This window comes from Hyphomonas sp. CACIAM 19H1 (assembly GCF_003325995.1).
Taxonomy (GTDB): Bacteria; Pseudomonadota; Alphaproteobacteria; order Caulobacterales; family Hyphomonadaceae; genus Hyphomonas; species Hyphomonas polymorpha.
Genome location: NZ_CP016437.1, coordinates 2950952 through 2975402 on the forward strand (window position 1 = coordinate 2950952; position 24451 = coordinate 2975402).

20 protein-coding genes, 2 tRNA genes and 2 rRNA genes (1 of these 24 only partly in view) are annotated in these 24451 nt (G+C 61.6%); 9 read left to right on the top strand and 15 right to left on the bottom strand.

From position 1 onward, the window contains the following. Nucleotides 1-10: 10 nt before the first annotated feature. The 4 genes from BBF93_RS13695 to BBF93_RS13710 all read right to left on the bottom strand — a co-directional run bounded on the left by BBF93_RS13695 (nucleotide 11) and on the right by BBF93_RS13710 (nucleotide 4125). The gene (locus BBF93_RS13695) at nucleotides 11-1408 is read right to left on the bottom strand and encodes a MotA/TolQ/ExbB proton channel family protein (RefSeq protein ID WP_114106295.1); all 1398 of its coding nucleotides are present in this window, start codon (nucleotides 1406-1408) and stop codon (nucleotides 11-13) included. Nucleotides 1409-1444: 36 nt separating this feature from the next. Beyond that, nucleotides 1445-2212: a DUF3450 domain-containing protein gene (locus tag BBF93_RS13700; protein WP_035599751.1), complete on the bottom strand. Its 768-nt coding sequence runs from the start codon at nucleotides 2210-2212 to the stop codon at nucleotides 1445-1447. A 543-nt stretch (nucleotides 2213-2755) separates the two neighbouring features. Then, on the bottom strand, nucleotides 2756-3862 hold the full coding sequence (locus tag BBF93_RS13705; RefSeq protein ID WP_114106296.1) for a hypothetical protein: 1107 nt from the start codon (nucleotides 3860-3862) through the stop codon (nucleotides 2756-2758). Nucleotides 3863-4051: 189 nt separating this feature from the next. After that, nucleotides 4052-4125 (bottom strand) — tRNA-Gln (locus tag BBF93_RS13710). A gap of 196 nt (nucleotides 4126-4321) precedes the next feature. On the opposite strand from BBF93_RS13710, the gene sppA reads away from it, so the two are divergent. Then, nucleotides 4322-6100: a signal peptide peptidase SppA gene (sppA, locus tag BBF93_RS13715; protein ID WP_035599757.1), complete on the top strand. Its 1779-nt coding sequence runs from the start codon at nucleotides 4322-4324 to the stop codon at nucleotides 6098-6100. Between the two features lie 110 nt (nucleotides 6101-6210). Then, nucleotides 6211-7215 carry an NAD-dependent epimerase/dehydratase family protein gene (locus BBF93_RS13720; RefSeq protein WP_035599759.1) on the top strand — a complete coding sequence of 335 codons (1005 nt, stop codon included), beginning with the start codon at nucleotides 6211-6213 and terminating at the stop codon, nucleotides 7213-7215. On the opposite strand, the gene BBF93_RS13725 is transcribed toward BBF93_RS13720, so the two are convergent. The 3 genes from BBF93_RS13725 to BBF93_RS13735 are packed head-to-tail and all read right to left on the bottom strand — an operon-like array spanning nucleotide 7200 to nucleotide 10152. After that, nucleotides 7200-7931 carry an RluA family pseudouridine synthase gene (locus BBF93_RS13725; protein ID WP_114106298.1) on the bottom strand — a complete coding sequence of 244 codons (732 nt, stop codon included), beginning with the start codon at nucleotides 7929-7931 and terminating at the stop codon, nucleotides 7200-7202. The two genes, BBF93_RS13720 and BBF93_RS13725, sit on opposite strands and share 16 nt — an antisense overlap. Beyond that, nucleotides 7928-8812, bottom strand: coding sequence for an aminoglycoside phosphotransferase family protein (locus BBF93_RS13730; protein ID WP_162786572.1), 885 nt, complete (start codon nucleotides 8810-8812; stop codon nucleotides 7928-7930). The genes BBF93_RS13725 and BBF93_RS13730 overlap by 4 nt, the downstream gene beginning before the upstream one ends. Nucleotides 8813-8841: 29 nt before the next feature. Then, the gene (locus tag BBF93_RS13735; RefSeq protein ID WP_114106300.1) at nucleotides 8842-10152 is read right to left on the bottom strand and encodes a replication-associated recombination protein A; all 1311 of its coding nucleotides are present in this window, start codon (nucleotides 10150-10152) and stop codon (nucleotides 8842-8844) included. 60 nt (nucleotides 10153-10212) lie between these two features. Between BBF93_RS13735 and BBF93_RS13740 the strand changes: the two genes are divergently transcribed. Next, on the top strand, nucleotides 10213-11049 hold the full coding sequence (locus tag BBF93_RS13740) for a TauD/TfdA family dioxygenase (RefSeq protein ID WP_114106301.1): 837 nt from the start codon (nucleotides 10213-10215) through the stop codon (nucleotides 11047-11049). A 3-nt stretch (nucleotides 11050-11052) separates the two neighbouring features. On the opposite strand, the gene BBF93_RS13745 is transcribed toward BBF93_RS13740, so the two are convergent. From BBF93_RS13745 to BBF93_RS13765, 5 genes are all read right to left on the bottom strand, one after another. Then, the gene (locus tag BBF93_RS13745; protein ID WP_162786573.1) at nucleotides 11053-12153 is read right to left on the bottom strand and encodes a DUF5694 domain-containing protein; all 1101 of its coding nucleotides are present in this window, start codon (nucleotides 12151-12153) and stop codon (nucleotides 11053-11055) included. Between the two features lie 175 nt (nucleotides 12154-12328). Further along, entirely contained in the window at nucleotides 12329-13756 is a 1428-nt protein-coding gene (locus BBF93_RS13750) for a Do family serine endopeptidase (protein WP_233349134.1), read from the bottom strand. A 113-nt stretch (nucleotides 13757-13869) separates the two neighbouring features. Beyond that, nucleotides 13870-15315: an MFS transporter gene (locus BBF93_RS13755; RefSeq protein ID WP_035599781.1), complete on the bottom strand. Its 1446-nt coding sequence runs from the start codon at nucleotides 15313-15315 to the stop codon at nucleotides 13870-13872. Between the two features lie 37 nt (nucleotides 15316-15352). Continuing rightward, complete coding sequence (locus tag BBF93_RS13760; protein WP_114106304.1) at nucleotides 15353-16576, bottom strand: acyl-CoA dehydrogenase family protein; 1224 nt, start codon at nucleotides 16574-16576, stop codon at nucleotides 15353-15355. 22 nt (nucleotides 16577-16598) lie between these two features. After that, entirely contained in the window at nucleotides 16599-16889 is a 291-nt protein-coding gene (locus BBF93_RS13765) for a putative quinol monooxygenase (protein ID WP_035599787.1), read from the bottom strand. A gap of 213 nt (nucleotides 16890-17102) precedes the next feature. Between BBF93_RS13765 and BBF93_RS13770 the strand changes: the two genes are divergently transcribed. The 6 genes from BBF93_RS13770 to BBF93_RS13795 all read left to right on the top strand — a co-directional run bounded on the left by BBF93_RS13770 (nucleotide 17103) and on the right by BBF93_RS13795 (nucleotide 22589). Beyond that, the gene (locus BBF93_RS13770; protein ID WP_114106306.1) at nucleotides 17103-18128 is read left to right on the top strand and encodes a glycosyltransferase family 2 protein; all 1026 of its coding nucleotides are present in this window, start codon (nucleotides 17103-17105) and stop codon (nucleotides 18126-18128) included. A gap of 102 nt (nucleotides 18129-18230) precedes the next feature. Beyond that, nucleotides 18231-19121 (top strand): metallophosphoesterase family protein, encoded by an 891-nt coding sequence (locus BBF93_RS13775; protein WP_051612616.1) that lies wholly within the window; start codon nucleotides 18231-18233, stop codon nucleotides 19119-19121. 64 nt (nucleotides 19122-19185) lie between these two features. Then, complete coding sequence (locus tag BBF93_RS13780) at nucleotides 19186-19773, top strand: polysaccharide biosynthesis/export family protein (RefSeq protein ID WP_114106308.1); 588 nt, start codon at nucleotides 19186-19188, stop codon at nucleotides 19771-19773. A gap of 347 nt (nucleotides 19774-20120) precedes the next feature. After that, nucleotides 20121-20816, top strand: a complete 696-nt coding sequence (locus BBF93_RS13785; protein ID WP_114106310.1) for a sugar transferase — start codon at nucleotides 20121-20123, stop codon at nucleotides 20814-20816. Between the two features lie 82 nt (nucleotides 20817-20898). Then, nucleotides 20899-21873, top strand: coding sequence for a family 16 glycosylhydrolase (locus BBF93_RS13790; protein ID WP_114106312.1), 975 nt, complete (start codon nucleotides 20899-20901; stop codon nucleotides 21871-21873). Between the two features lie 47 nt (nucleotides 21874-21920). Further along, a complete protein-coding gene (locus BBF93_RS13795) occupies nucleotides 21921-22589 on the top strand; it encodes an A24 family peptidase (protein ID WP_114106314.1) in 669 nt (222 codons plus the stop codon). Nucleotides 22590-22837: 248 nt separating this feature from the next. Here BBF93_RS13795 and BBF93_RS13800 read toward each other — a convergent pair. The 3 genes from BBF93_RS13800 to BBF93_RS13810 all read right to left on the bottom strand — a co-directional run. Next, nucleotides 22838-22914: transfer RNA gene (locus tag BBF93_RS13800), tRNA-Met, on the bottom strand. Nucleotides 22915-23098: 184 nt separating this feature from the next. After that, a 5S ribosomal RNA gene (rrf, locus tag BBF93_RS13805) occupies nucleotides 23099-23213 on the bottom strand. 94 nt (nucleotides 23214-23307) lie between these two features. Next, a 23S ribosomal RNA gene (locus BBF93_RS13810) occupies nucleotides 23308-24451 on the bottom strand (it continues 1629 nt past the right edge of the window).

The window sequence follows — 24451 nt, forward strand, 5'->3', positions numbered from 1 at the left end:
AGGGGCGGGCTTATGCCCGGCCCCCGTGGACGGATTCCATCTTCTCGGCGACGAGGCCAGCGGCCTGCTCGTCGAGGAGCTGCTGGTTGCCGCGGGCCATAGCCGAGACAACAGCGTGGATCAGAAGCAGCGGGATAGCTGCGACGAGACCGAACACCGTGGTCATGAGAGCGACCGAGATACCGCCAGCCATCAGCTTCGGATCGCCGGCACCGTAGATGGTGATGGCGGTGAAGGTGATGATCATACCGACGACCGTACCCAGAAGACCGAGCAGCGGGGCGACGGCAGCAAGCACTTTGATGATGTCGTTGAAGCGCTCGATGCGGGGGCTTTCGCGCAGGATCTGCTCGTCCAGCTTCAGCTCGAGGGTTTCAACATCGGCATTGCGGTTGTTCTCGTAGACTTCGAACACGCGGGCCAGCGGGTTGCCGGTGCCGGCCTGGCGGGTTTTCGCCGTGCCGCGCATTGCGCCGCCCATGGTGAAGAGGGTGAAGATCTTGAACAGGCCGAGCAGGATACCGGCGACGGCCAGAGTGGCGATCACGGCACCGACTTCACCGCCCTGTTTCAGACGATCACCGAAGGTCGGCAGGTCGCCGAGGATACCGAAGAGGTTGCCTTTCGACGGATCGACCGGAGCGCGGACGACTTCGCCTTCACCCGCGCGGATCAGCGAAGCGATACCGGAGGAGTAAGCGCCGCCCGGCTGTTTCGCGAAGACCTGCAGGAAGGTGTCGGAACCCTGGCCACCACGGACTTCGACGAAGTCGCGGCCAGAGGTGGTGGCGGCGGTGAACACGCCGACGCGGATCAGTTCAGCTTCGCCATTCGAGCCGTCAGCGCCGATGCCGTTGACCGTCGCGGTGAAGGTCTTGACTTCGGACTGGGCGATCATTTCCTGCAGCATTGCCTTGGGCAGACGCTCCAGCTGGGCGCGGGTCGGCAGGACGCGGGCTTCAGCGATCTCGGCGATGGCTTCCACGCGGTCTTTATAGTCGAAGTTGGCGACCGAGTTGGCGATTTCCGGCATCGTGGCGCCGGCTGCCGAGCGGAACTGGCCAAGCAGTTCCTGGAAGTCACCGGCCTGAGCCGAAACTTCTGCTTCCAGAGCGCCGAGCTGGGCTTCGTTGGCATCGAACTCGCGGCTGAGAGCTGCGGCGCGGCCTTCAGCAGCGGCGAGCGCGTTGCGAGCTTCGGCCATACGGGCGGACTGGCTGGCGGTGTCCTGCTGGAATTCGCGCAGGCGAGCCTGGTCAGCGGCGGACATCTGCTCGGAGTCGCGGCGAACCGCAGCGAGCACTTCAGAAAGGGTCTGAGCGACGGCCGGGGGCGCCATCGTGGCAGCAGTTGCCGCAACGAGGACAGAAACACCCAGAGCCTTCAGAGAGGATTTGAACTTGAACATGTTTTGAAAACCTTTGTGTCTGACGGTTCGGGCCGTTTACTGGACCGAGAACTTCTGGACCGGGGCGAACAGAACGACCTGCTGGGCCTTGCCCTGAGCGACGCGGATGGCGCGCTGGACTTCCGGCACGTAGCTGCCAGGCAGGTTGACCCACTCACCGGTGGCGCGGTCAAAGCGGGCAGCTCTGCCGTTCGGCGTCAGGTAGACGTAAGAAACACGGCCATAGAGGAACATGTCCACGGTGGTCGGGTTGCCGTCGATGGAGATCTCTTCCTGCCAGGTGTCGATCGTGCGGCCGTATTCCATCTCAGCCTGGTAGGCTTCCATGATCAGGCGGTACTGTTCGGAGGCAGAAACGTTCGGGCTGCGCATCACGCCGTCCAGCGCTTCAAGGCGGGCGTTACGCTCTTCCATCTTGAAAGGCAGGTCGGCGGCAACAAAGAGCTTCAGGTCTTCGATCATGCCGAGCAGCATCGGGACAGTCTGCGCGGTGATGTCGTCGATCGAGCCGAGCTGTTCGGTGAGCGAGGCAATCTCTTCCCGCTGGCTCTGCACGACGAGTTCCTGCTGCTTTGCAAAGAGCTCAGCAGCGTCGCGACGCTGCAGGAGCGTGCGGTATTCGCGAACCATATCCGAACGTTGATCATCCAGCTGGTTGATCTGATCCTGGATCTGTTCGGCTCTCCGGGTCGCTTGCTCGCCCGTGTTCAGCGCCTCGCGGAATTGAGCCTGAGCTGGAATGGCCAGCCCGGCGATCAGCGCGGCAGCGATCACGCTGCGAGCGGGTGAAAGAAGTTTCTTCATGAGGTTAGCCTCTCAACTCTCCAAACAAACGGTGACGCACCCTCTCCGGGGCGCGTAAATCCTGGTTGCGGGCGAGCCTGCTCACGAGGCCGTCCCGATCTTATGCCGGCTCACACACACAGAGCCGCAAAGTGAACCCGGAAGTGGATGGGAGAATCAAAACCCAATCACCTCCCCTGCATGGTAACGGGACGCTGTCCGTCCTCTATTCTTGTCTGATAGACCCAGCGGCATTCTGCTGCGGAGCGCCGAAAGGCCTTAGCTGTGAACCCTGACGGTAACAATCCTCTAATTTCGGATCAATCAGGCTTTACCATTCCTTAGAAAATATCCTGACCACATTGTAACGCAACCAGCCCCGCGCAGTTCGTTTCCGGCGCCACTCAAAGCACCGGCTGGGCCCCTCTAGCGACCGAACATGACAAGTTTACATGCGCTGGCATGTCAGATGCAGCTTAATGGGGCAGCGATGCCGCATAAGGGGGCATTAGTCGGGCTGAATATATCTTTTTTAAGGCAAGCCACTCACCTTATCGCGGCGATTCAATTCCCCCAGAGGTCAATGGTGGCGAGCGCGTCAGCCGTCACCTGATCAATCGCCTGACGGACTTCTTCCGCCGTGAGCCCCTCATTGGCGATCGCGCGCCCGATGCGCAGCCCGTTGAATTCCCACATCATTGTGGGCTGCAAATCCTTCACTCTCTGCAGGGCGCGCGAGGCGACTTCCGGAGACACCGGACGATCGGTGAGGCGCACGGACACCCAGAGATATTCCATGTTGCCGGAAAGCTCGACAACAACAGGAAGGCGGTTCCCGTCGCGGACCACCATCACCTCATAGGCAGGCAATCCACCTGAGCTGATATTCGTCGCATTGCCGTAGGTCGCCTCAGCGGCCTGGCGCAGAAAATCATGGGTCACCCTTGTCCCGCTGGCGCCGGTGGGCACCGAAGGCCCGGTTTTCAAGGCGTCCAGCAGCTGGCGCGCGACAGAGATCAGCGGCGAGTTCGGATACCGCCGGGCCAGTTGCACCTCGGCCTCCCGCGCCAGATCTATCTGGCCGGTCTCGATCAGCTCCGCCAGCATGGCGAATACGCGGTCTTCAGGGGCCCCGGACAGTGCCGCCTTTATTGCGGCGGTATCGGTGCCCAGGCGCGAGGAGGATGACGCCGCTGTCGGAGCCGCCGGCGCTGGCGCAGATGCCGGCGTGAGGGTTGCAGGCACGCAATAGACAAAGTGCGCTGCGTCTCCGCACCCCATGTCGAAAGACTGCCAGTAATAGCTCGCCAGCATCTTGCCGTTGTGGATCTCTTCGATGCGCCCGTTCATATATCCGCCGATCAAGGCGCCGCGATAGCCCGTCGAATAACTTCCCCCACCACTATCAATGCGCTGTGTGGTCAGGTCTCCTGAGCCGGAGGCAACGCCGTTTGCGCAGCCGCCCGTCCAGGTCCAGCCCGCTTCCTTGTACCAGGAGCCGGCCGGGTCATCATAATCGTAGAGAAAGAAGGTGCAGCCGCTGGTGGTCTTCATCGGGATCCACGGGGCGGGCGCTTCCTCCCCCTGCGCCATGACCGGCGCGCCGAAAACACTGAGCATCAGCCCGGCAATGACGGCAAACGCCAGGCGCTGTTTCGCGAGATTCTTCATATTGCCCCCCTCGCCGGTTATCGGCGAACCTGCGCGCCCCCACCGGCCTTGTGCCCGAGCCTGAAAACAAGCGGCGCGCGCAACCAGAGAAACCCCGGCTTCAATCAAACGCAATAGAAGAAACAAGTCCGCCCCTTCGGCCCAGACAACGGGACAAAGCACCAAGAAAGAGACAGATGCGGGAGAGAGTGGCTGGGGTGCTAGGATTCGAACCTAGGGTGGCGGTACCAAAAACCGCTGCCTTACCACTTGGCGACACCCCAACAGTGGAAGCGCCAGATAGCCAACCTTTATTGCGCTGGCAACACCCGCTTCCAGCGTTTTGCACACGGATTTCATCTGAAAGGCTGCGGCAAGCGCCCGCAGCATAGCAGGTCTTTACATTTTATCGATTATCAACAATATCATTCCAGAACCCGTTTGCGCACTCCGCGCGCCCTCAAGGAAGGCCTCCCGGAAATGAAAACTTTTCTGCTGTCCATGGCAGGCGCCTTCACGGCGATGATCCTGTTCATCGTCCTAGGCTTCTTTTTTCTTTTCACGCTTATCGGCATGGCCGTCAGCGCCAAGCCGCCCCACCCCGCCAATATTGTCCTGACGCTGGACCTGAACGCCAACTATCCCGATCAGGCGCCCTCTGGCGGATTCGCCGCCCTTTCCGGCACGCCCGGCTTCATCGACCTGCTGCTGAAGCTGAAAGAGGCCGAAGCCGACAAGTCGGTGAAAGGCATCTATATCCGCGGCGCCGATATGGGCTTTGGCACGAGCCGCGCCGAAGAACTGCGCCAGGCGCTGAAAAGCTTCCAGGGGTCGGGCAAATTCGTCATTGCCCATTCCCAGGGCATGTTCGGGGCCAGCGGCCCTTCGGCGTTTCACTCGATCGCCGCAGCCGATGAAATCTGGATGCAGCCGGGCACCGATCTGATGGTCACCGGCGTCGTGTTCGAGACTGAGTTCTACAAGGGCCTGTTCGACAAGATCGCCCTGGAGCCGCAGGTCTATCCTCTCTACGAATACAAGAACGCGCCCAACTCTTATAATGAGACGAGCTATACCGGCCCCCACCGCGAAGCGATGGAAGCGCTGGCCAATTCGATCTGGGCCACCGCGCTGAGCGACATCGCGGCAGATCGCGGCCTGGAGCCGGGACAGCTGCGCACGATTCTGGAAAGCGGCCCGAAAACGGCTGAAAACGCCGTCGAGCTGAAACTGATCGACAAGCTCGGCTGGCCGGAAGACGCGCAGGAAGCCGCCAAGGAACGTGCCGGCAGCGACGATGCCGAGCTGATCGACCTGGCCGCCTATACCTCGCCTGCGAAGTATAACAGCAAGGCCCCGCTGATTGCGGTGATCGGCGGCGAAGGCGCCATCGTCACCGGCGGCGCGACCAGCAGCTCGCCCTTCTCCGACCCGCCGGCTTTTGCCTCGGACGTGATCGCCCGCGCGATTCTCGACGCGGCTGAAGATGAGGATGTGAAAGCCATCGTCTTCCGGGTCGACAGCCCCGGAGGCTCTCCGACGGCATCTGACCAGATCTGGCGCGCTGTGGAGCGGGCCAAGGAAGCGGGCAAACCGGTGGTCGTCTCGATGGGCAGCCTGGCAGCATCGGGCGGCTATTATGTGTCGACCGGCGCGGACGCCATTCTCGCCAACCGCGCCACTCTGACCGGCTCGATCGGCATCTTCGGCGGCAAGCTGGCCATTGATGGCACCTTCAACAAGATCGGCGTCACCTTCGACACCGTGACCGTTGGCGGCGACTTTGCCTCCGCCTGGGGCACCGCGCCCTTCACCGAAAGCCAGGAAGCCGAAGTGAAGGCCAGCCTGAAGCGCGGCTATGACCGGTTCCTTGCCCATGTCGGCGAAGGCCGCGGCATGACCTATGACCAGGTGCATGAAGTGGCCCGCGGCCGCGTCTGGACCGGGGAAGCGGCCAAGCAGCAAGGCCTCGTCGACGAGATCGGCACCTTCATGGACGCCATCGAGAAGGCCAAATCCCTGGCCGGTATCGAAGCTGACGTGAAACCGCGCCTTGCCTTCTACCCCTACCGCAAGACCGGCTTTGAAGCCCTGGAAGACCTGTTCGGCGTCTCCGCAGAAACTGCCCGCGCCGCCGCCGTCATCAGCGCCTTCGCAGGCGACGAGCGCACCCAGGTGCTGCTGGAAGAACTCGCCACCGCAGAAGCGATGAACTCCGGACAGGCCATGGCCATCGGGCCGCGCATCCGCGAACGCTGATTGCTGGCTGCAATTGACCTGCCGCGCACCCTCGCCCAACTGGCGGGGGTGTTGCACATTCGGGGCAAGTGATGGCTAGTGCGCCGGGCGCGATTTGAGATGAGACTGACATGAAAATCCTCGTAACCGGCGCGGCCGGCTTCATCGGGAGCGAGATGGCGCTGCGGCTTCTCAAAGAAGGCCACAGCGTGACCGGCGTGGACTGTTTCACCCCTTATTACGACCCACAGCTGAAGGAAGACCGCGCCGCCCGCCTGACCGCGTTCGAGGGGTTTCAGCTGGAGCGTATCCGCATCGAGGACAGCGAGGCGCTCGAAGCGGTGTTCCGGCGCGATACGCCCGACATGGTGGTGCATTTTGCGGCGCAGGCGGGCGTGCGCTACAGCCTCGACCATCCGCGCGATTATATCGACGCCAATATCGTCGGCTCGTTCAATGTCATCGAATTTTCCCGCCGCTATAACACGCAGCATCTGGTGCTGGCGTCGACCAGCTCGGCCTATGGGGCGAACCAGAAGTTCCCGTTCGAAGAGCGCGACTCGGCGCCCTACCCGCTGACCATCTATGCGGCGACGAAGCTGGCGAGCGAACTGATCGCGCACAGCCATGCCCATCTTTATGGCGTGCCCACAACGGTGCTGCGCTTTTTCAGCGTGTATGGGCCCTGGGGCCGGCCGGACATGGCGTTCTTTCTGTTCACGGACAAGATTTTCAAGGGTCAGCCGATCGACGTGTTCAATCATGGCGACCTCTTGCGCGACTTTACCTATATCGATGATCTGGTAGAGGCGATCCGCCGGCTGATGGATGTTCCGCCACAGATCGGCAATCACCTTATCCGGGGGGATTCCCTTTCGCCCGTGGCGCCCTACCGGCTCGTAAACATTGGCAATGCCAATCCTGTGCGCCTGATGGACTATATCGACGCGATTGAGGAAGCCATTGGCCGCAAGGCGGAAAAGAACATGCTGGACATGCAGCCGGGCGATGTGAAGCAGACCTTTGCCGATGTGCGCCTGCTTCAGGCCCTCACGGGATATACGCCGGACACGGACTATCGCACGGGCATTGCCCGCTTCGTCGACTGGTACCGGGACTATTACAAGCCAGCCTGAACGCCTGCGCGGGCGGCGGCCTGACGAAAATCATCCGGCACCGGCGCCTCGAGCGCCAGCGTTCCGCCCTCGGGATGGGGCACTTCCAGGCGGGCGGCATGCAGCATCACGCGGGCGCCGGTTGCCTGCCCTTCACCATAGAGGCCGTCGCCCAGGATGGGGCAGCCGAGCGACATCAGATGCACGCGGATCTGGTGCATGCGTCCGGTTTCCGGGGAGAGCTGCATGAGGGCCTGATTGCCATTGCGGGCGAGGGTTTTCCACCCCGTCCGCGCGCTCTGGGCACCCTTGCGGCCGGGCTTTGCCAGGATCATCCGCGGGCGCCCGCCTTCCTCGACCTTGACGAGGGCCGCGTCGATCACCCCATGCTCCGCCTGCGGAATTTTTCCTTTCACCAGCGCCAGATAGGTTTTCTGTGTATCCCGGCCGGCAAAAGCGGCAGAGAGGAATGCGGCGGCCGGCTGGGTGCGCGCGGCGATGATGACGCCGGAGGTGCCCAGGTCCAGCCGGTGGACAAGGCGCGGGCGTTTGCCATTGGACTTGGCAAAGGCCCAGAGCAGATCATCCAGCGACTGGCCCACCCCGCCCCCACCCTGAGACGCCATGCCGGAGGGCTTGTTGAACGCCAGGACAGCCGCATCCTCATGGATCAGCAGGCTACGCGCGAGGGCGGCAGCTTCGGCGCTGAGCGAGGGAATGTCGCGGTTGCGGGTCATGCGAAATCTTCCATGAGGCGCTCTATCATCTTTTCCGACATGTCACAGGGAAGGCCATTCTCATAGGCGTATGGCAGAAAGATCACCGCCATTGATAAGGCCCATCCGGCGCCGCGCAGCCATTCTGCTTCGCTTGCGCCAAGCGCGGCGCGGAAAATTTCCCGCGCGGGCGCGTCAAACATCGCCCAGGCACTGAGAAGGTCGCAGGCCGCATCGCCCACCCCGCAAAGCCCCCAGTCGATAACGCCGGATAACTGGCCGTTTTCGACAAGTATGTTTCCAGGATGGATATCGCCGTGCAACCAGGCGGGCGAGAATGGCGCCTCTGCGCGGAGCGCCTGCGACCAGAGCCGGTTTGCCCAGGCAGCATCGACGTCCGGCAACCGGGCAAGAGCGGCCTGAAATGACCCGGTGCGAACCGAAAGCGGCGCGCCCCGCCAATTGTTGCCGGGGCAAAAACGGAAGGCATCATCGGGTGGCACGCTTCGCAGGAACGCGCGAAATCCGGCAAGCTGTCCCGCAGCGGCGGCAGGATCAGCAAGGGCGCCGTCTGTAAGCGGAATTCCAGGCAGCCAGCTCAGCACAGACCAGGAATGAGGGTAGGTTTCACTCGGCTGACCGGCACCATAAACCGCGGGAACGGCAATCGGAGCGCGACCCATGCGGGGCAGAACACCTGTTTCCCGCTGCGCGGTGCCGGTGGCCCACGCAACTTTGGGGAAGCGGGCGCAAAGATCCTTGCCGATGCGAACAATGGTATTGTCCGTTCCCAGCGAGGGCTGCAAACGGATTTCAAGCCTCGTCAGTTCCGGAAACTGCCGGTTGATAAGATCCGCCGCAGTCTGCACATCCAGGGGCTGGAGGGGGGTGGCTTCCGACATCTGCAGGAATGGTGCTTTCGGGCCAGGCCTCATCCTTCCCCGCGCCTGCGCCGCATCTCTGCAAACCGCGCAAGCTGATCTGCAATCGGCTTCTCGCGCCCTGCGCCTTTGGGGGTGTAGAATTCCTGGCGGCCCATGGCTTCGGGGAAATAGTCCTGGCCGGAGAAGCCTTCCTCCGTATCGTGATCATAGACATAGCCGGAGCCATAGCCCTGATCCTTCATCATGGAGGTCGGCGCGTTGAGGATGTGTTTCGGCGGCATCAGGCTGCCGGTCTCAGCGGCGGCGCGGCGGGCGGCCTTGTAGGCGACGTAAGCGGCGTTGGATTTGGGCGCGGTGGCCAGGTGGATAACGGCGTGGGCGAGCATCAGTTCGCCTTCCGGCGAGCCGAGGCGTTCATAGGACCGGGCAGCCTCCCCGCAGATCATCAGGGCGGTTGGGTCAGCAAGGCCGATATCCTCGCTTGCCATGCGGATGAGACGGCGGGCGATGAAGAGCGGGTCTTCGCCCCCTTCCAGCATGCGGGCGAACCAGTAGAGCGCCGCATCGGGATCTGATCCGCGCACGGATTTGTGCAGGGCGGAGATGAGGTTATAGTGCTCTTCCCTGTCCTTGTCATAGGCGGCAGCGCGTTTCTGCAGGCCGGTGGCGATTTCCTCAAGGCTGAGCAGGCCCGGCTCGCCGCGCATGGCGTAGGCCTGTTCGACCAGGTTGAGCAGGTAGCGCCCGTCGCCATCGGCCATGCGGATAAGGGCTTCGCGCGCCTCGGGCACGGCCGGCAGGCGGCGGCCCACTGCCTTTTCGGCGCGCGTCATCAGTTCTCGCAGGTCGGTGTCTTCAAGGCGTTTGAGCACCATGACCTGGCAGCGGGAGAGCAGCGCGCCGTTGAGCTCGAAGCTGGGGTTCTCGGTGGTGGCGCCCACCAGCGTGACCGTGCCGCTTTCCACGAAAGGCAGGAAGCCATCCTGCTGGGAGCGGTTGAAGCGGTGGATCTCGTCCACGAAGAGGAGCGTGCCCTTGCCGATGCGGCGGCGGGCCTCGGCCTTGTCGAAGGCGGCGCGCAGATCCTTGACGCCGGAGAAGATGGCCGAGAGGGCCTCAAACTCCAGATCGGTTTCCTGGGCGAGGAGGCGGGCGATCGTCGTCTTGCCGACGCCGGGCGGGCCCCAGAGGATCATGGAAACGAGGCGCCCATTGCGCAGCATGGCCCCGATGGGCCCATCCGGCCCGATCAGATGCCCCTGCCCGACCACTTCGGACAGCTTCTTCGGACGCAGCCGGTCTGCCAGCGGGCGGGGCGCGCCTTCTTCGAGGCCGGCGGCGGAAAAAAGATCGCTCATGGGAGTATTCTAGGACTTCGGGCGGGGCGTGGTAAGGTGGGGACTGGGAGGAAATATAAAATGACCCTGACTGTTATCCCATCCGATATGGCCTGCGGCGCCCAGGTGCGCGGCGTGGATCTTTCACAGCCCATCTCCGCTGATCTTGCCGCGGATATCCGTGGCGCCTGGCTCGGGCATCAGGTGATCTGCTTTCCGGATCAGCAGCTGAGCGAGGATGATCTGGAACGCTTCACGCTAGCCTTCGGTCCGTTTGGCGACGATCCGTTCATCGCGCCGATACCGGGGCGCCAGCATATCATCGCGGTGAAACGGGCGGCGGATGAAACCTCGCCGATCTTTGCCGAAAGCTGGCATTCGGACTGGAGCTTTCAGGAGAGGCCGCCGCAGGGCACCTGCCTTTATGGCATCACCATACCGCCCGAGGGCGGCGATACGCTGTTCGTGAACCAGTATAAGGCGCTGGCCGAAATGCCCACAGACCTGCGCCGCCGCATCGAGGGGAAGAAGGCGATCCACTCAGCGCGCAATGCCTATTCGTCAAAGGGCATGTATGGCGCCGGCGACAAGGGCCGCAGCATGGATATCCGCCCGTCCGACGAGGCCGAGGCAACCTACGCCCACCCTTTCATCCGTACACACCCGGAAACGGGGCGCGAGAGCCTGTTTGGCTGCGCGGGCTATATTGTGGGCGTGGAAGGTATGGACCAGCAGGAAGGCTGGGATCTGGTGACCGAGATTTACCGCTGGCAGACACGGCCGGAGTTTCAATACCGGCACCGCTGGGAAAAAGGTATGCTGCTGATGTGGGACAATCGCTGCACACTGCACATGGCCACCGGCGGCTATGCCGGCCATGACCGGCTGCTGCACCGCACGACGATCGGGGCGGCGTAACAGTCAGGGCTCCCCGAGAACGGCCGCCGCATCGACCACTTCGATGTCGCTTATCATGGCGAGATAGGCGTCGAGCCAGGGCTTGTGCGCCGAGCCGATGATCACGAGCACGCGCCCTCCAGGCGCATGGGCCATCGCCTCGCGGATATGAGCCACCTGCCGAAGATTGCGCGCCTCCCATTCGGCCATGCGCACCCGGCCCGCATGATCCGGCGAGGGCCGGTCGATCAGCAGCGCCCATTGCAGCGCGACGTCGAGCTGGCCCGCCTCCGGCGAATTGAGGTAGCGATATGTGTCCAGCGCTTCCTCCGGCGTCCGAAGCCGGTCTGTGGCCTGGATCAGCCGCTGATATTCAGGCATCTCAAAAACGGCGCCGATGTTCTGAGCTTCAAAGAACTCGCTCAACTGTGGAATGATGGGATAGATCAGGTCATCACTGTGATGATCGTCTACCGGATAGACCCGTTCCAGACCGAGACGCTCGGCGAGCCGCGCCCCGATCAGATGGCTTTCATTCCGGCGGGTATCATATTCGCCCAAGAACGCGGCAAGTTCCGGAGAAATTCCGTCCGCAGCCACCCGCTCCGCTTCCGGCAGGCGCCACCACTGGACCAGGGCGGAATGCGTATCGCCCGATGCGGCAAAGAGCGCGGCCAGTTGGCGCCGCTGCGCAGGTGATGGCGCATCTGGAAACTCTGCGAGTGTCCGGCGCACCTCTGCATCTGCGGCCGGCAGGTCGAGACCAATCTGCCCAGCGGCGAGCGCGGCACCCTTGAGCAGGCGGCCACTGTAGACATCAGCCGTCTCCTGATAGATCGCCTCATAGTCCTTGAGCGCGCGGATACTCTCACCAGAGAGGTTTTCGATCGCGATCACATCCGGCGCGAAAGCGGCAAGGCGCTGCAGCAGCGGCTCCAGCACGGCGGGGTCGAAATCCTCCGGCGCGCCGGAAAGGTGGGGGGTGCCCAACACCAGAAGCTGTGCCGGCGCGCCATGCAGGCGTTGTTGCAGGCTGCGCGGATCGAACGCTTCCGACGGCGAGCCGGCAAAAGCCGGAGCAATCAGCAACAGGGACGCTGCTGCAAGGGCCTGGATGAATTTCATGGCGATCTCCCGCATTATCACAGAGAGCAGATGCGGCCGGGACGCCTTTTGGATGCACACGGGCTGAAATAAAAATGTGGAGGAGACGGCGGGCCGCGATCACAGCAGGAGCCCTGTCCTCAGACGGACTGGCGCCCGCCGCGCGTGTCGAAGGTTACGCCCCTTTGCGGGCGGATCAGGTGCGGACCGTGCCCCTGACGACGCGGCCGTTGCGTTCGATTTCGATGTCCCATTCGCGGGTGTTCTGTTTCAGGACTTCCTGAATTTCCTTCACTGTCTTGGTCTGCTTTCCGTTCACGGAGCGAATGATGTCGCCGGGGCGGAAATAGTTGCGCGAGATGGTGCCGCGCGTGACGGAGTGAACGTAGATGCCCGAGCCACGCGTGAAGGGATCCAGGCCATTTTCCTCGGCCAGGCGCGGCGAGAGTTCGATCACGCGGGCGCCGTTGAAGACCGACCCGTTGGTGAGGAGGACCACATCGGCCTCGGTGGCGCCCGGCGGGGGCTCGACCCTCACATTGATGGTCTGGTTCTTGCCGCCGCGCAGGATCGAAAGCTTTGCCTGCTCGCCCGGATTGCGGATGGCGGCGAGGAATTTCAGGCCTTTTTCGTCGAACACTTCCCGGTCATCAATCGCGGTGACGAGATCGCCGCGGCGCAGGCCGGCGCGCTCGGCCGGGCCATCGGGGTACACTTCGGTGACCATCACGCCGACAGGGCGGGATAGGCCCTGCGCCTTGGCAATGTCAAAGCTGACCGATTGGGCGGCCAGCCCGAGCCAGGGGCGCACGAAGGTGCCGCCATTGACGGCCGCGTCGACCACGCGCTTGACCATTTCGGAGGGGATCGCAAAGCCAATACCGACCGAGCCGCCGGTGCGCGAGAAGATCGCCGTGTTGACGCCGACGAGTTCGCCGCGCGTATTGACGAGAGCGCCGCCTGAGTTGCCGGGGTTCACGGCCGCGTCGGTCTGGATGAAGAAGGAGTAGTCGTTGATGCCAACGTCCGTCCGCGCGGTGGCGGAGATGATGCCGTTGGTGACCGTCTGGCCGACGCCGAAGGGGTTGCCGATGGCGAGGACGAGATCGCCGACCTGCGCGTCGCGCGTATCCGCGAAAGGCAGCACCGGCAGGCGCTGGCCTTCGGTGTTGATGCGCAGCACGGCAAGGTCGGTGCGCTCATCGCCCAGCAGCAGTTCGGCAGCGTATTCGCGCCGGTCGCTGAGGACCACGCGGAAGGTATCGGCGCCCTGAATGACATGGTTGTTGGTGACGATGATGCCGTCTGCGCCGACGATGACACCCGAGCCGAGCGAGTTTTGCACGCGGCTTTGCGGAGCCACGCCGAACATCATCTGTTCCAGCGTCATGCCGCGCTGGGCGACGTTCTTCTCGGTGTAGACGTTGACGACGGCGGGCGAGGCCTGGCGCACGAGGGGCGCGAAGGTGAGGCTGATTTCGGCCGTCGAGGCGGGCACGCGCTCATCCGGCGCGCCCTGCGCGAAGACGGGCATGATTACCATGGTCAGGGCCATGATCACGGCGAGGAAGGCGGCCGCGAGGAGCTTGGAAGCGTGTCGAGTCATGATCTTGAGATGGGTCATGATCATGGCTCTATTGCGGAGCGAATTATGGCGCAATCGCGCCCGCATGACATTTCAGACAGGTCATACCGCCGCAGGGACGCAAGGACGTTCCCGGCGGCGGCATGGGCGGGTTACTGCGCATCCTGTTCTGCCTGCCGCAGTCTCAGCTTTTCGAGATTGTCGGCATGGCTTTCGCGGCTGATGCGGTAGAAGCTGATGCAGATGAGCATCAGGGTCCAGGCGGTGAGCAGCGAGATGCCATAGCCCCAGCCGAGCATGCGAATCGATTCCGGTGTGGCTGCGTCAACGCCCCCACCCTGGGAAAGACCGGCAACCGCCAGCACCATGGAGGCGGTGATTACCCCTGCCCCCTGCGACAGCTTCCGAATGAAGCTGATGCCGGCAAAGAAGATGCCTTCCGACCGCCGGCCGGTCTGCAGCTCGGAATCCTCAACGATGTCTGCGACCATCGAGCCGAGCAGCATCTGCGTGGCAATGATCAGCGAGAGATCAAAGATCGTGATCGAGATGATGATGAGGAAGAGTTCGTCCGACCCGTTCGGCGGAAGGAGGCCGAAGAGGCGCAGGAAGACCGGCAGCGGCGCAATGGTGAATGCGAGCGCGCCAATAGTCATGGCGCCGCGCTTCTTGCCGAAGGTCTTGCCCACGATCGGCGCGATGATCAGGGCAAGGATGGCTGAGACATAGACCCCCATGGTGAGGTTGGCGATCTGGGTATTGTCGAACTCCCAGAAGATTGTGTTGATATACTGGTTGAGCGTCGCCGAGATACCGGTGGCGATCAGGCCGCAAAGCGTGGCGATGAACAGCGCCCGGAAAGACGGGTTGGAGATCGTCTCGAAGATTTCGCCAAAGATCTTGCCCAGCGTCAGGTTTCGCGCAGGCGGGGCCGCCTTCAGGCGGGGGATGTGGCTGTGCGTGCCGAGGGCGCAGATGGCAACGGCCGTCAGGATACAGATGGCCGACACGAGCCCATAGGTGTTCCAGCCCTCGACGTTGAACACCCCGACCGGGATTTCCTCGGTGGGCACAAGCAGGAAGCGGAACAGCAGAATCTGGATCGTCAGCCCGCCAAACCAGCCGAAGAAGTAACGCAGCGACATGAGCGAGGTGCGCTCGTCATAGTCGGAGGTGAGTTCCGCAGACAGGGCGGAACTGGGCACATCATAGAAGGTGAAGCTGATCCGCACGAGGATGGTGGTGGCCACCAGCCAGGGGAAGAGATCATTGCCGGTCAGGCCTTCCGGCGGGTTCCAGGTGAGGAAATAGGTGATCGCCGTCGGGATCAGCGCGGCATACATGAAGGGATGGCGGCGGCCGAAGCGGGTGCGCATATTATCCGACCAGTAGCCGACCACGGGGTCTGACACCGCATCGATGATCAGCGCAATCAGCAGGGCGACGCCTACCAGGCCGGCATCCACGCCCATGATATTGCTGTAGAAGAACAACAGCGCGTAATCGAAGCCATTGTTCTTGATGCCATCCGCCGCGCCGCCGATTCCAAACGACAAGCGCGTGAACAGGCCCGGCTTACCAGCCTGGGTAACCGCCATTCAATTCCTCCCGATGTAGAGTGTGTTGCTTGGGCCGTTACAGGCCCAGCACCATCTTCGCTATGATATTGCGCTGGATCTCGTTGGACCCGGCGTAGATAGAGGTCTTCCTGTAATTGAAGTAGCTCGGCGCCGCCGTGAGGAGATGCTCCGGCGTCGGAGATTCGGCATTGGTGCCGGGCTCGGCCAGCGCAATCGTATCCTGCACGAAGGGATTGCCGTAGATGCCGGCAGCCTCCAGCGCGAGTTCTGTGATTTCCTGCTGAACCTCGGAGCCCTGATATTTCAGCATCGAGCTTTCCGGGCCGACATTCTGACCCGCAGACAGGGCCGAGAGCACACGCTGCTCGGTGGCGTCGATTGCTTCAACACGGATCTCGGTGCGCGCCAGCTTGCGGGCAAAATCAGGGTCGCGCAGGACCGGCACATCCCCGGCCACTTCCTTGGACGCGATCTTGCGCACCTTGCGCAGCATGTTGCGCAGGCCGGACGCGTAGGCATTGCCCCGCTCGAACTCGAGCAGATATTTGGCATAGGTCCAGCCCTTGTTCTCTTCGCCGATCAGCGCGTCCTTGATCTTGACGCGGACATTCTCGAAGAAAACCTGATTGATCTCGTGCTGGCCTTCGGCAGGCCCATCCAGCGTGGGCAGCGGGCGGATGGTGATCCCCGGCAGCGTCATCGGGAAAACGATGAAGCTGATGCCTTCCTGCGGCTTGCCGGTTTTGTCGGTGCGCACCAGGCAGAAGATCATGTCGGCCCACTGGGCCAGCGTCGTCCAGATCTTCGAGCCGTTGAGCACATATTCGTCGCCATCGCGCACCGCAGACATCTGCAGGCCGGCAAGGTCGGACCCCGCGCCGGGCTCCGAATAGCCCTGACACCACCAGACATCGGAAGACAGGATTTTCGGAAGGTGTTCCTTCTTCTGCGCCTCATTGCCGAAGGCCATGATGACCGGGGCCACCATCGACACCCCGAAAGGCGCGACATTGGGCGTGCCCGCGCCGGAAAGCTCGGCATGGAGGATATGACGCTGGGTGGCGCTGAGGCCGGGCCCGCCATATTCCTTCGGCCAGTTGGGAGCGATCCAGCCTTTCGACGCCAGCTTCTTCTGCCAGGCCACCTGGCTCGCCTTGTCGACATAGCCATTCTTGGTGAGCGCCATTTTCGCACGCAGTTCGGCATCGAAGTTTTCCGCGATCCAGTCGCGCACTTCCTGCTGAAACTTCTGATCGGCTGGCGAAAGCGAGAGGTCCATGCGCGGGGCTCCGGTTGGGCTGTTATTCTACGATGTCGTAATACTGGACGTCGGGCGCGCCGGCGAGGACAGCGCCCAGCTTGGGACCAGCTGCCTTGAAATACTCGGTCTGGCCGTGGGATTTCAGCGCGTCGGCCGAAGCATACTGTTCCATGAAGATATATTCGGTGGACGAGCCTTTGGTCTTGTAGAGCTGGTAGGTCAGGCAGCCCGGCTCATTCGCCTTTACCTTGGCCATCAGGTCCTTGGCGACCTGCTCAAACTCAGCCTGTTTACCATCCTGGATTTTCAGCTTTGCGACTACGCCAATCATGAGGTTCCTCCGCGAATTATCGTTCTTCGCTACAGTATGGAGTCCGCGCCCGGCGGCAAGCCTATCCCGGCGTCAGCCCTCAAGGATTTGATCGGCCTGGCGGAGCCTTGCGGGAGTTACAGATATCTAGAGAATTTGTTATCCTGCTTATGTTGGGTGGAACGGAATTTGCTCTAGTTTTTTTGAACGCAACGATCAACCGGCAACACACCAATGCTGACTTCCATAAACACGGCAACTTTCAGACCTCTACCGCAAGGCGTCGACCCCAGCTCGATCCTCGCGGTGATCCCTGCCCTTAACGAAGCGCGCCATATTGAGACATGCATTCGCTCTCTCATGAATGGCAGCCCCCTGCTCCGGCTTATCCCGCTGACGGTCGCCGATGGGGGCAGCACGGATGAGACGGTCGCCATCGTGAAGCGGCTGATGGCAGAGTTCCCGAATCTGCGGCTGTTGGTAAACGAGAAGCGGCTTCAATCTGCGGCGATCAACCTTGCCGCCACCGCGCACGCCACACCCGGCACGCGCTGGCTGATACGGTGTGATGCCCATTCGACTTATCCGCCAAACTTCATCCTGCATGTCGCCGAAGCGCTGAAGCGGACCTGCGCCGCCTCCGTCGTGATCCCGATGGATGCTGTCGGCGAGACCTGTTTCGAGAAGGCGAACGCCTGGATCGTCGACACACTTCTCGGCTCGGGGGGCTCGGCCCATCGCGGCGGGCGCAAGTCTCAATATGTCGATCATGGCCACCATGCCGGCTTTGACATTGTCTGGTTCCGCAGCGTGGGCGGCTATGACGGAGCCTTCTCTCACAATGAAGACGCCGAATACGATTACCGCGTCTGCAAGGGGGGCGGCAGGGTGTGGCTCGATGCCGATATCCGCATCGCCTACACGCCGCGCGGATCGGTCAAAGCCCTGGCGCGGCAGTATTTCAACTATGGTAAAGGCCGGGCGAAAAACCTGCGTAAACACAAGGCCAGATTGAAACTGCGCCAAGCGGCGCCCATCTTGATACTGGCACTCTGTCTGACCGGCCTCGTGGCGGGCCTCTTTCAGTGGCAGGCATTCATCTTGCCTGCGGGCTATCTAAGCGTGCTGGCTGGCGCCTCTGCGGCAATTGCCTGGAAGCACAAATCGCTCTGCGGCCTGCTCTCAGGCGTGGCTGCGGGCACAATGCATCTGGCCTGGGCGGCCGGATTTACTTGGGAAAGTGTTGCCGGGAAGCGGTAAAACTCACATCCGATTTCTTGGTTTCACAAGGTTAATCGGATAAGTTGCCCGCTACCGGGGATAACTATGATGGTTTTGACCAGAGGAAAGCTTGCGGATGCCTTGAGGGCCCGATTTGGCCAGTTCAGCCGCTCGGCAGACGCGGCGCGTCGCAATATCCTTTCCCAATTTCGCACATCCCCGCGCGAAGAAGACGTTGCCGCTTTCAGCGAAACACCCAGCGCTCCGCCCGTCCTGCAGCGGATAACCCAGGCCCCCGAAGGGCTGTGCCTGTACGCAGTGGGCGATATCCATGGCCGGATGGACCTGCTGCTGCGCCTGGTGGAGCAGATCGATGCTGATGCCGCGCAGCTCCCGGAAGGGGTTAAGCCGCAGATCATTTTTCTGGGCGACTACATCGACCGCGGCCTGCAATCGCGCGACGTGATCGAGTATTTCACCAGCGGCGCCCTGGACCGGTATGACCCCGTTTTCCTGCTCGGGAACCATGAAGAAGCGCTGCTCCGCTTCCTTCAGGAGGTTAATTTCGGCACCCAGTGGACGCGCTTTGGCGGCGGCGAGACACTCTATTCTTATGGCTTCGCCCCGCCCAACAGCCGGGCCAGCCTGAATTCCCATGAAGAGATGGCCAAGGTCCGCGACGCCTGGACCAAACTCTGGGAAGCTTTCCGCGAACGTCTGCCAGAAAGCCACCTCAGCTTTTTCCAGTCGCTGAAACCCTATCATGTCGCCGGCGATTACCTGTTCGTCCATGCAGGCCTGCGGCCCGGACTGAGCCTCGAAAAGCAGAGCCAGCGGGACATGCTGTGGATCCGCGAGGAGTTCCTCGACGACGCACTGCCCTTCGATCACCTGATTGTTCACGGGCACACGCCGGAAGACGCAATCCATAGAGATGACCGCAGGATTGGCCTTGATACAGGGGCGTTCCTCACCGGAAAGCTCTCGGCCGCGCGCCTTTTCGGCACAGATGTTGCTTTTCTTAATACCTGAAATTTAGTGATTATGGCTTCCGGGACCCCGTCATCCCGTGAACGAATTCAGGAGACCCTGCAGCATGCTGACGCTTCGCTCCTTTCTGGCCATCATGGCCCTCGCCCTCGGACTGATGGTTTCTGCCTGTGGCACCACCAGCCCCACTGCCGGCGCCCGCGACGCTGGCGTAACCACCCAGTCCCAGATCGCCACAGCCTACACGCTGGGTTCCAGCGACCGGCTGCGCGTGACCGTCTTCGGCCACCCCACCCTGTCGGGTGAATTCGAAGTGGACGGCGCGGGCGCCATCTCGCTGCCTCTGATCGGCCAGGTGGCCGCTGTTGGCCTCTCGACCGTCGATCTGGAAAATGCCGTCGCAACCAAACTCGCCGATGGCTATGTGCTGGACCCGCGCGTGAGCGTAGAAGTGATCAACTACCGCCCCTATTACATCCTTGGTGAAGTCGGCCGGCCCGGTGAGTATCCGTATACGAGCGGTCTGACAGTTCAGAACGCTGTTGCAGCAGCGGGCGGGTTCTCCTATCGGGCGAACAAGCGCGTCGTGTATATCAAGAGCATGGATGGCAATCAGGAGGTCGCCTACGATCTTACCCCGTCCACGGTGGTGAAGCCCGGCGACACGATTCGAATCGGTGAGCGGATTTTCTAAGTACCGATTCCCTCAACAGTCTGGACAGAAAGCGCCGCTCATTGCGGCGCTTTTTTTGTGTCTTGAGCGAATATGGGACAGCTCGTTGCGATCCATTCATGTTTAACAAACGATAAACCATTGCAACTGCCCCGCCGGGCGGCAGACTGTGCCAATATTTGACGAATACTTCGCCTGAGAGGAGAAAGTTTAAGAAAGCCCTTATTTCGCAAACGCGAAAGTGGTATACGAATTGCAAACGCCAATACATGAGCTCCGCGCGGCCCGGTCATATGGGGACTAAGGCTGAAAAGCAGTCGCGCGGATTAACAAGTGTAACGCGGCGTAGAGTACAAAGGGGACTACCAATGGAATTCCGGATCACCGACACGACTGGCGGTGTCGAGGAGGACGGCTTTGTCATCAGCGAGCCGCGCCGGCCGAACCCGCGCAACTCGTTCACGGCGAAGCGCGCGCTCGACATCATGGCCGCTTCGCTGGGCCTGATCTTTGTCGCTCCGTTGCTTTTGATCGTTGCCCTGATGGTCCGCCTTCAGGACGGTCAGGCAGCCATTTTCTCGCACACCCGCTACGGCCAGCATGGCCGCACGTTCAAATGCTACAAACTGCGCTCCATGGTGCCGGATGCGGCGGAACGGCTGCAGGCGCTGCTGGACTCCAACCCGGAAGCCAAGCGCGAATGGGAACTGACACAGAAGCTGACGCACGACCCGCGCATCACCCCCCTTGGCCGCTTCATCCGCGCCACCTCAATCGACGAACTGCCCCAGCTCATCAATGTGCTGAAAGGAGACATGTCGCTCGTCGGTCCGCGTCCGATCTCGCTCTCCGAGCGCGGCAAATATGGCGAAAACTTTGCCGACTATTGCAGCGTTCGCCCCGGCATCACCGGCCTCTGGCAGATCAGCGGCCGTAGCAAGATCAGCTATCCGGAGCGCGTCCGCATGGACACCTCCTATGCTCAGACCCGCTCTTTCTGGGGCGATGTGATGATCATCCTCAAGACTATCCCGGCAGTGCTCAAATCCGAGGGCGCCTGGTAACAGAACTGGGACTAAAAAAGCGGCTTGCTGGGAGCCGCTTTTTCAACTTCCTTTTGAAGTAGGATCTAGAGGGAACAGGCTCTTGGCGGGGCCTGTTTTTGAGTGGCTGATGTTCGTGGGTAGCTGGGTGAAATTGAGCGACGATACCGCCGCCCGGCTTGGCGCTGTGTTTGGGATAATCCTGATCGGGCTCCTGGCGGGCTCGGTGCTGACCGCGCCCGTCGGGTCTGCGCCGGTGGTGGTTGCTCCGCTTAACCCGCATGAAGAGGCGCACCTGCCCGCCGAACAGATCCCCGTTCCGGAGGGCTATCCGCCCATGGCGTCCGACGCTGCAGAGGGCGCCTCCTTCATTCACAATTTCGGCGACGGCCACGATCCCACCCGCTGGTACAAGGCCAACATGACCTACCCCTCGCCGCATCCGGCCTGGCTGGCGCGGCATATTCATTTCTTCGACGACCGGGTGGAGCTGGAGCTGCGCCGGATGCGCGTGGGCGCCAAGAAGCTCGCCGGCGCTGAATACCAGCGGCGCGGCCTCTATTCCTTCGGGCGGGTCGAAGTCGTGATGACGCCGGCCCCCGGCTCTGGCACGGTCAGCGCCCTTTTCACCCACACCTCCGAACAGTTCGGCGCCCAGCATGACGAGATCGACATCGAATTCCTCGGCAAGGATCTCAACATGGTTACCGCCAACTATTTCACCGATGGCGAGCCCTATCGCTATCTCGAGATTCCCCTGCCCTTCGATGCCAGCAAGGAAGTTCACCTTTATGCCTTTGACTGGGAGCCCGACCGGATCCGCTGGTATGTCGACGGCGAGCTGATGCATACGGCGACGCATGACGATCACCCCATCCCGCAGCACCCCAGCCGGATCATCATCCAGCTCTGGAGCGGGCAGGAAGAACAGTTTCAATGGCACGGCCTGCCCACTTTCGAGGATGGCACCCGCGCCGCGTATTATTGCATCAGCTATCTGAAAGCGGGCGATACCGGGCCGCAATGTTCCGACACGTTCGATCCGGTTGCCGCCAATGCCGGCCGCGCCGCCAACTGAGAGATTGCCGGAATGGCAGCGGCCGGATTGGCGGGTTATGACAGGCCATGACCTGGCTTGAACCTTTCCTTCTGCCGGCTGGCGTGATCACCGGCTTCCTGACAGGCGCCGGCCTCGATGCATGGGCCGTGAAATATGCTGGGAAGGCTGCAGCGCCCGGAGAGACAGTGGCCAGGCCGCGCCCGTTCCTGGCCGGCCTTGGCGGCGCCGGGGTGGCGGCCGCTAGCATACTCCTATTACCGGAAAGCCCTATATTTCTTTGTTTTACAATAACTTTTGGCTGGTTGCTTCTGGCGCTCGCGCTGATAGACCTGCGCAGCTATCTGCTGCCCGACGGGCTGAACCTCGCGGTCTTCCTTCTGGGCGGGCTTATGGTCGCCCTCTTCCGGCAGGAGAACTGGGTCTGGCATCTTGCCGGCGCAGTGGCGGGTTTTGGCCTGCTCTGGCTGGTCGAGATCAGCTATCTGCGGCTGAGGGGCATACACGGGCTGGGCCGCGGCGACGCCAAACTGCTGGGCGCCATCGGCATGTGGACCGGGCTGACAGGCATTCCCCCTGTCCTGCTGATCGCGTCGCTCGCCGCAATCCTGAGCGTTGTTCTCCGGGCGGCCCTCAAGCGCCAGGCTGTCTCCGGGCACTCCATGATCGCTTTCGGGCCATGGATCGCGCTGGGCGGGTATATCGTCTGGCTGTTTCTTCAGCTCCTCCCGGTATGACTGGCCAGCGGGGCTCTTTCCGCGGCCGGAGAAACACCCCTGGCGGCCAAAGCCTTCTGCAAACATCATAAGAGATAGAAGAGCACGCGCCTTGAGCCGCGCGTTCCAGCACGCCGTCTTGCCACCCCTGCCCACCCGTGAGGGCAGCTCCGGAGCGCGATGCGGGCGAGTAGCCCTCCCCAACTGGCGAGACGCTATGCCCAAAAAGGAAAAGCCCCCGATCTCCGCGAGGAAATCAGGGGCCTTTTTGGGTGCGGGAACAGGATTTGAACCTGTGACCTTCAGGTTATGAGCCTGACGAGCTACCGGACTGCTCCATCCCGCGTCAATTCTGTCTTGTTCCCGAAGCATCTCTGCGTCTGAAACAAAAAACCGGCCCGCCGGTATGGCTGGGGCCGGCCCGGGCCACCTTGATCGTCAAGATCGCGATGGCTGACCGCCCGAAGGCGGCCATAGTGTAAGAGAAAGACATGTCTGCAAGAATTACAATCGGTATCTGGGCTCTGCAGACCCGGCAGCGACCTACTCTCCCACGCCTTAAGACGTAGTACCATTGGCGCAAGGGGGCTTAACGACGGAGTTCGGGATGGGATCCGGTGGGGACCCCCTGCCATTACCACCAGGTCGGCGGAAACCAGCTAGCGATTGTAAGAAACCAAAATGTCTTTGACTGAACTCGTCAGTGAAAGTCTGAGCTTTCAACTACACATGAGTTTCAGGGATCAAGCCTATCGAGCAATTAGTATCAGTTAGCTTCATGCCTCGCGGCACTTCCACACCTGACCTATCGACGTCCTGGTCTTGGACGGCTCTCAGGGATACCTGGTTTTGAGGTTAGTTTCCCGCTTAGATGCTTTCAGCGGTTATCTAGTCCACACATAGCTACCCTGCAATGCGGCTGGCGCCACAACAGGTCCACCAGAGGTGTGTTCATCCCGGTCCTCTCGTACTAGGGACAAATCCTCTCAAGTATCCAACACCCACGGCAGATAGGGACCAAACTGTCTCGCGACGTTCTGAACCCAGCTCACGTACCACTTTAATCGGCGAACAGCCGAACCCTTGGGACCTTCTCCAGCCCCAGGATGTGATGAGCCGACATCGAGGTGCCAAACGATGCCGTCGATATGGACTCTTGGGCATCATCAGCCTGTTATCCCCGGAGTACCTTTTATCCGTTGAGCGATGGCCCTTCCACGCGGGACCACCGGATCACTATGACCGACTTTCGTCTCTGCTCGCTCCGTCGAGCTCGCAGTCAGGCAGGCTTATGCCATTGCACTCAACGAGCGATGTCCGACCGCTCTGAGCCTACCATCGCGCGCCTCCGTTACACTTTGGGAGGCGACCGCCCCAGTCAAACTACCCGCCACACAGGGTCCCGGCCCCATCCAGGGGCGCGGTTAGACATCAAAGAAGACAAGGGTGGTATTTCAAGGTTGGCTCCACTCCAGCTGGCGCCAGAGCTTCAAAGCCTCCCACCTATCCTACACATATATTCTTTAATGCCACTGTGAAGCTGTAGTAAAGGTTCACGGGGTCTTTCCGTCTGACCGCGGGTACCCCGCATCTTCACGGGGAATTCAATTTCGCTGAGTCTATGTTGGAGACAGTGGGGAAGTCGTTACGCCATTCGTGCAGGTCGGAACTTACCCGACAAGGAATTTCGCTACCTTAGGACCGTTATAGTTACGGCCGCCGTTCACCGGGGCTTCAATTCAATGCTTGCACATCTCCTTTTAACCTTCCGGCACCGGGCAGGCGTCAGACCCTATACGTCATCTTGCGATTTCGCAGAGCCCTGTGTTTTTGATAAACAGTCGCAACCCCCAGTTTTGTGCCCCTCAGTACTGGTTGCCCAA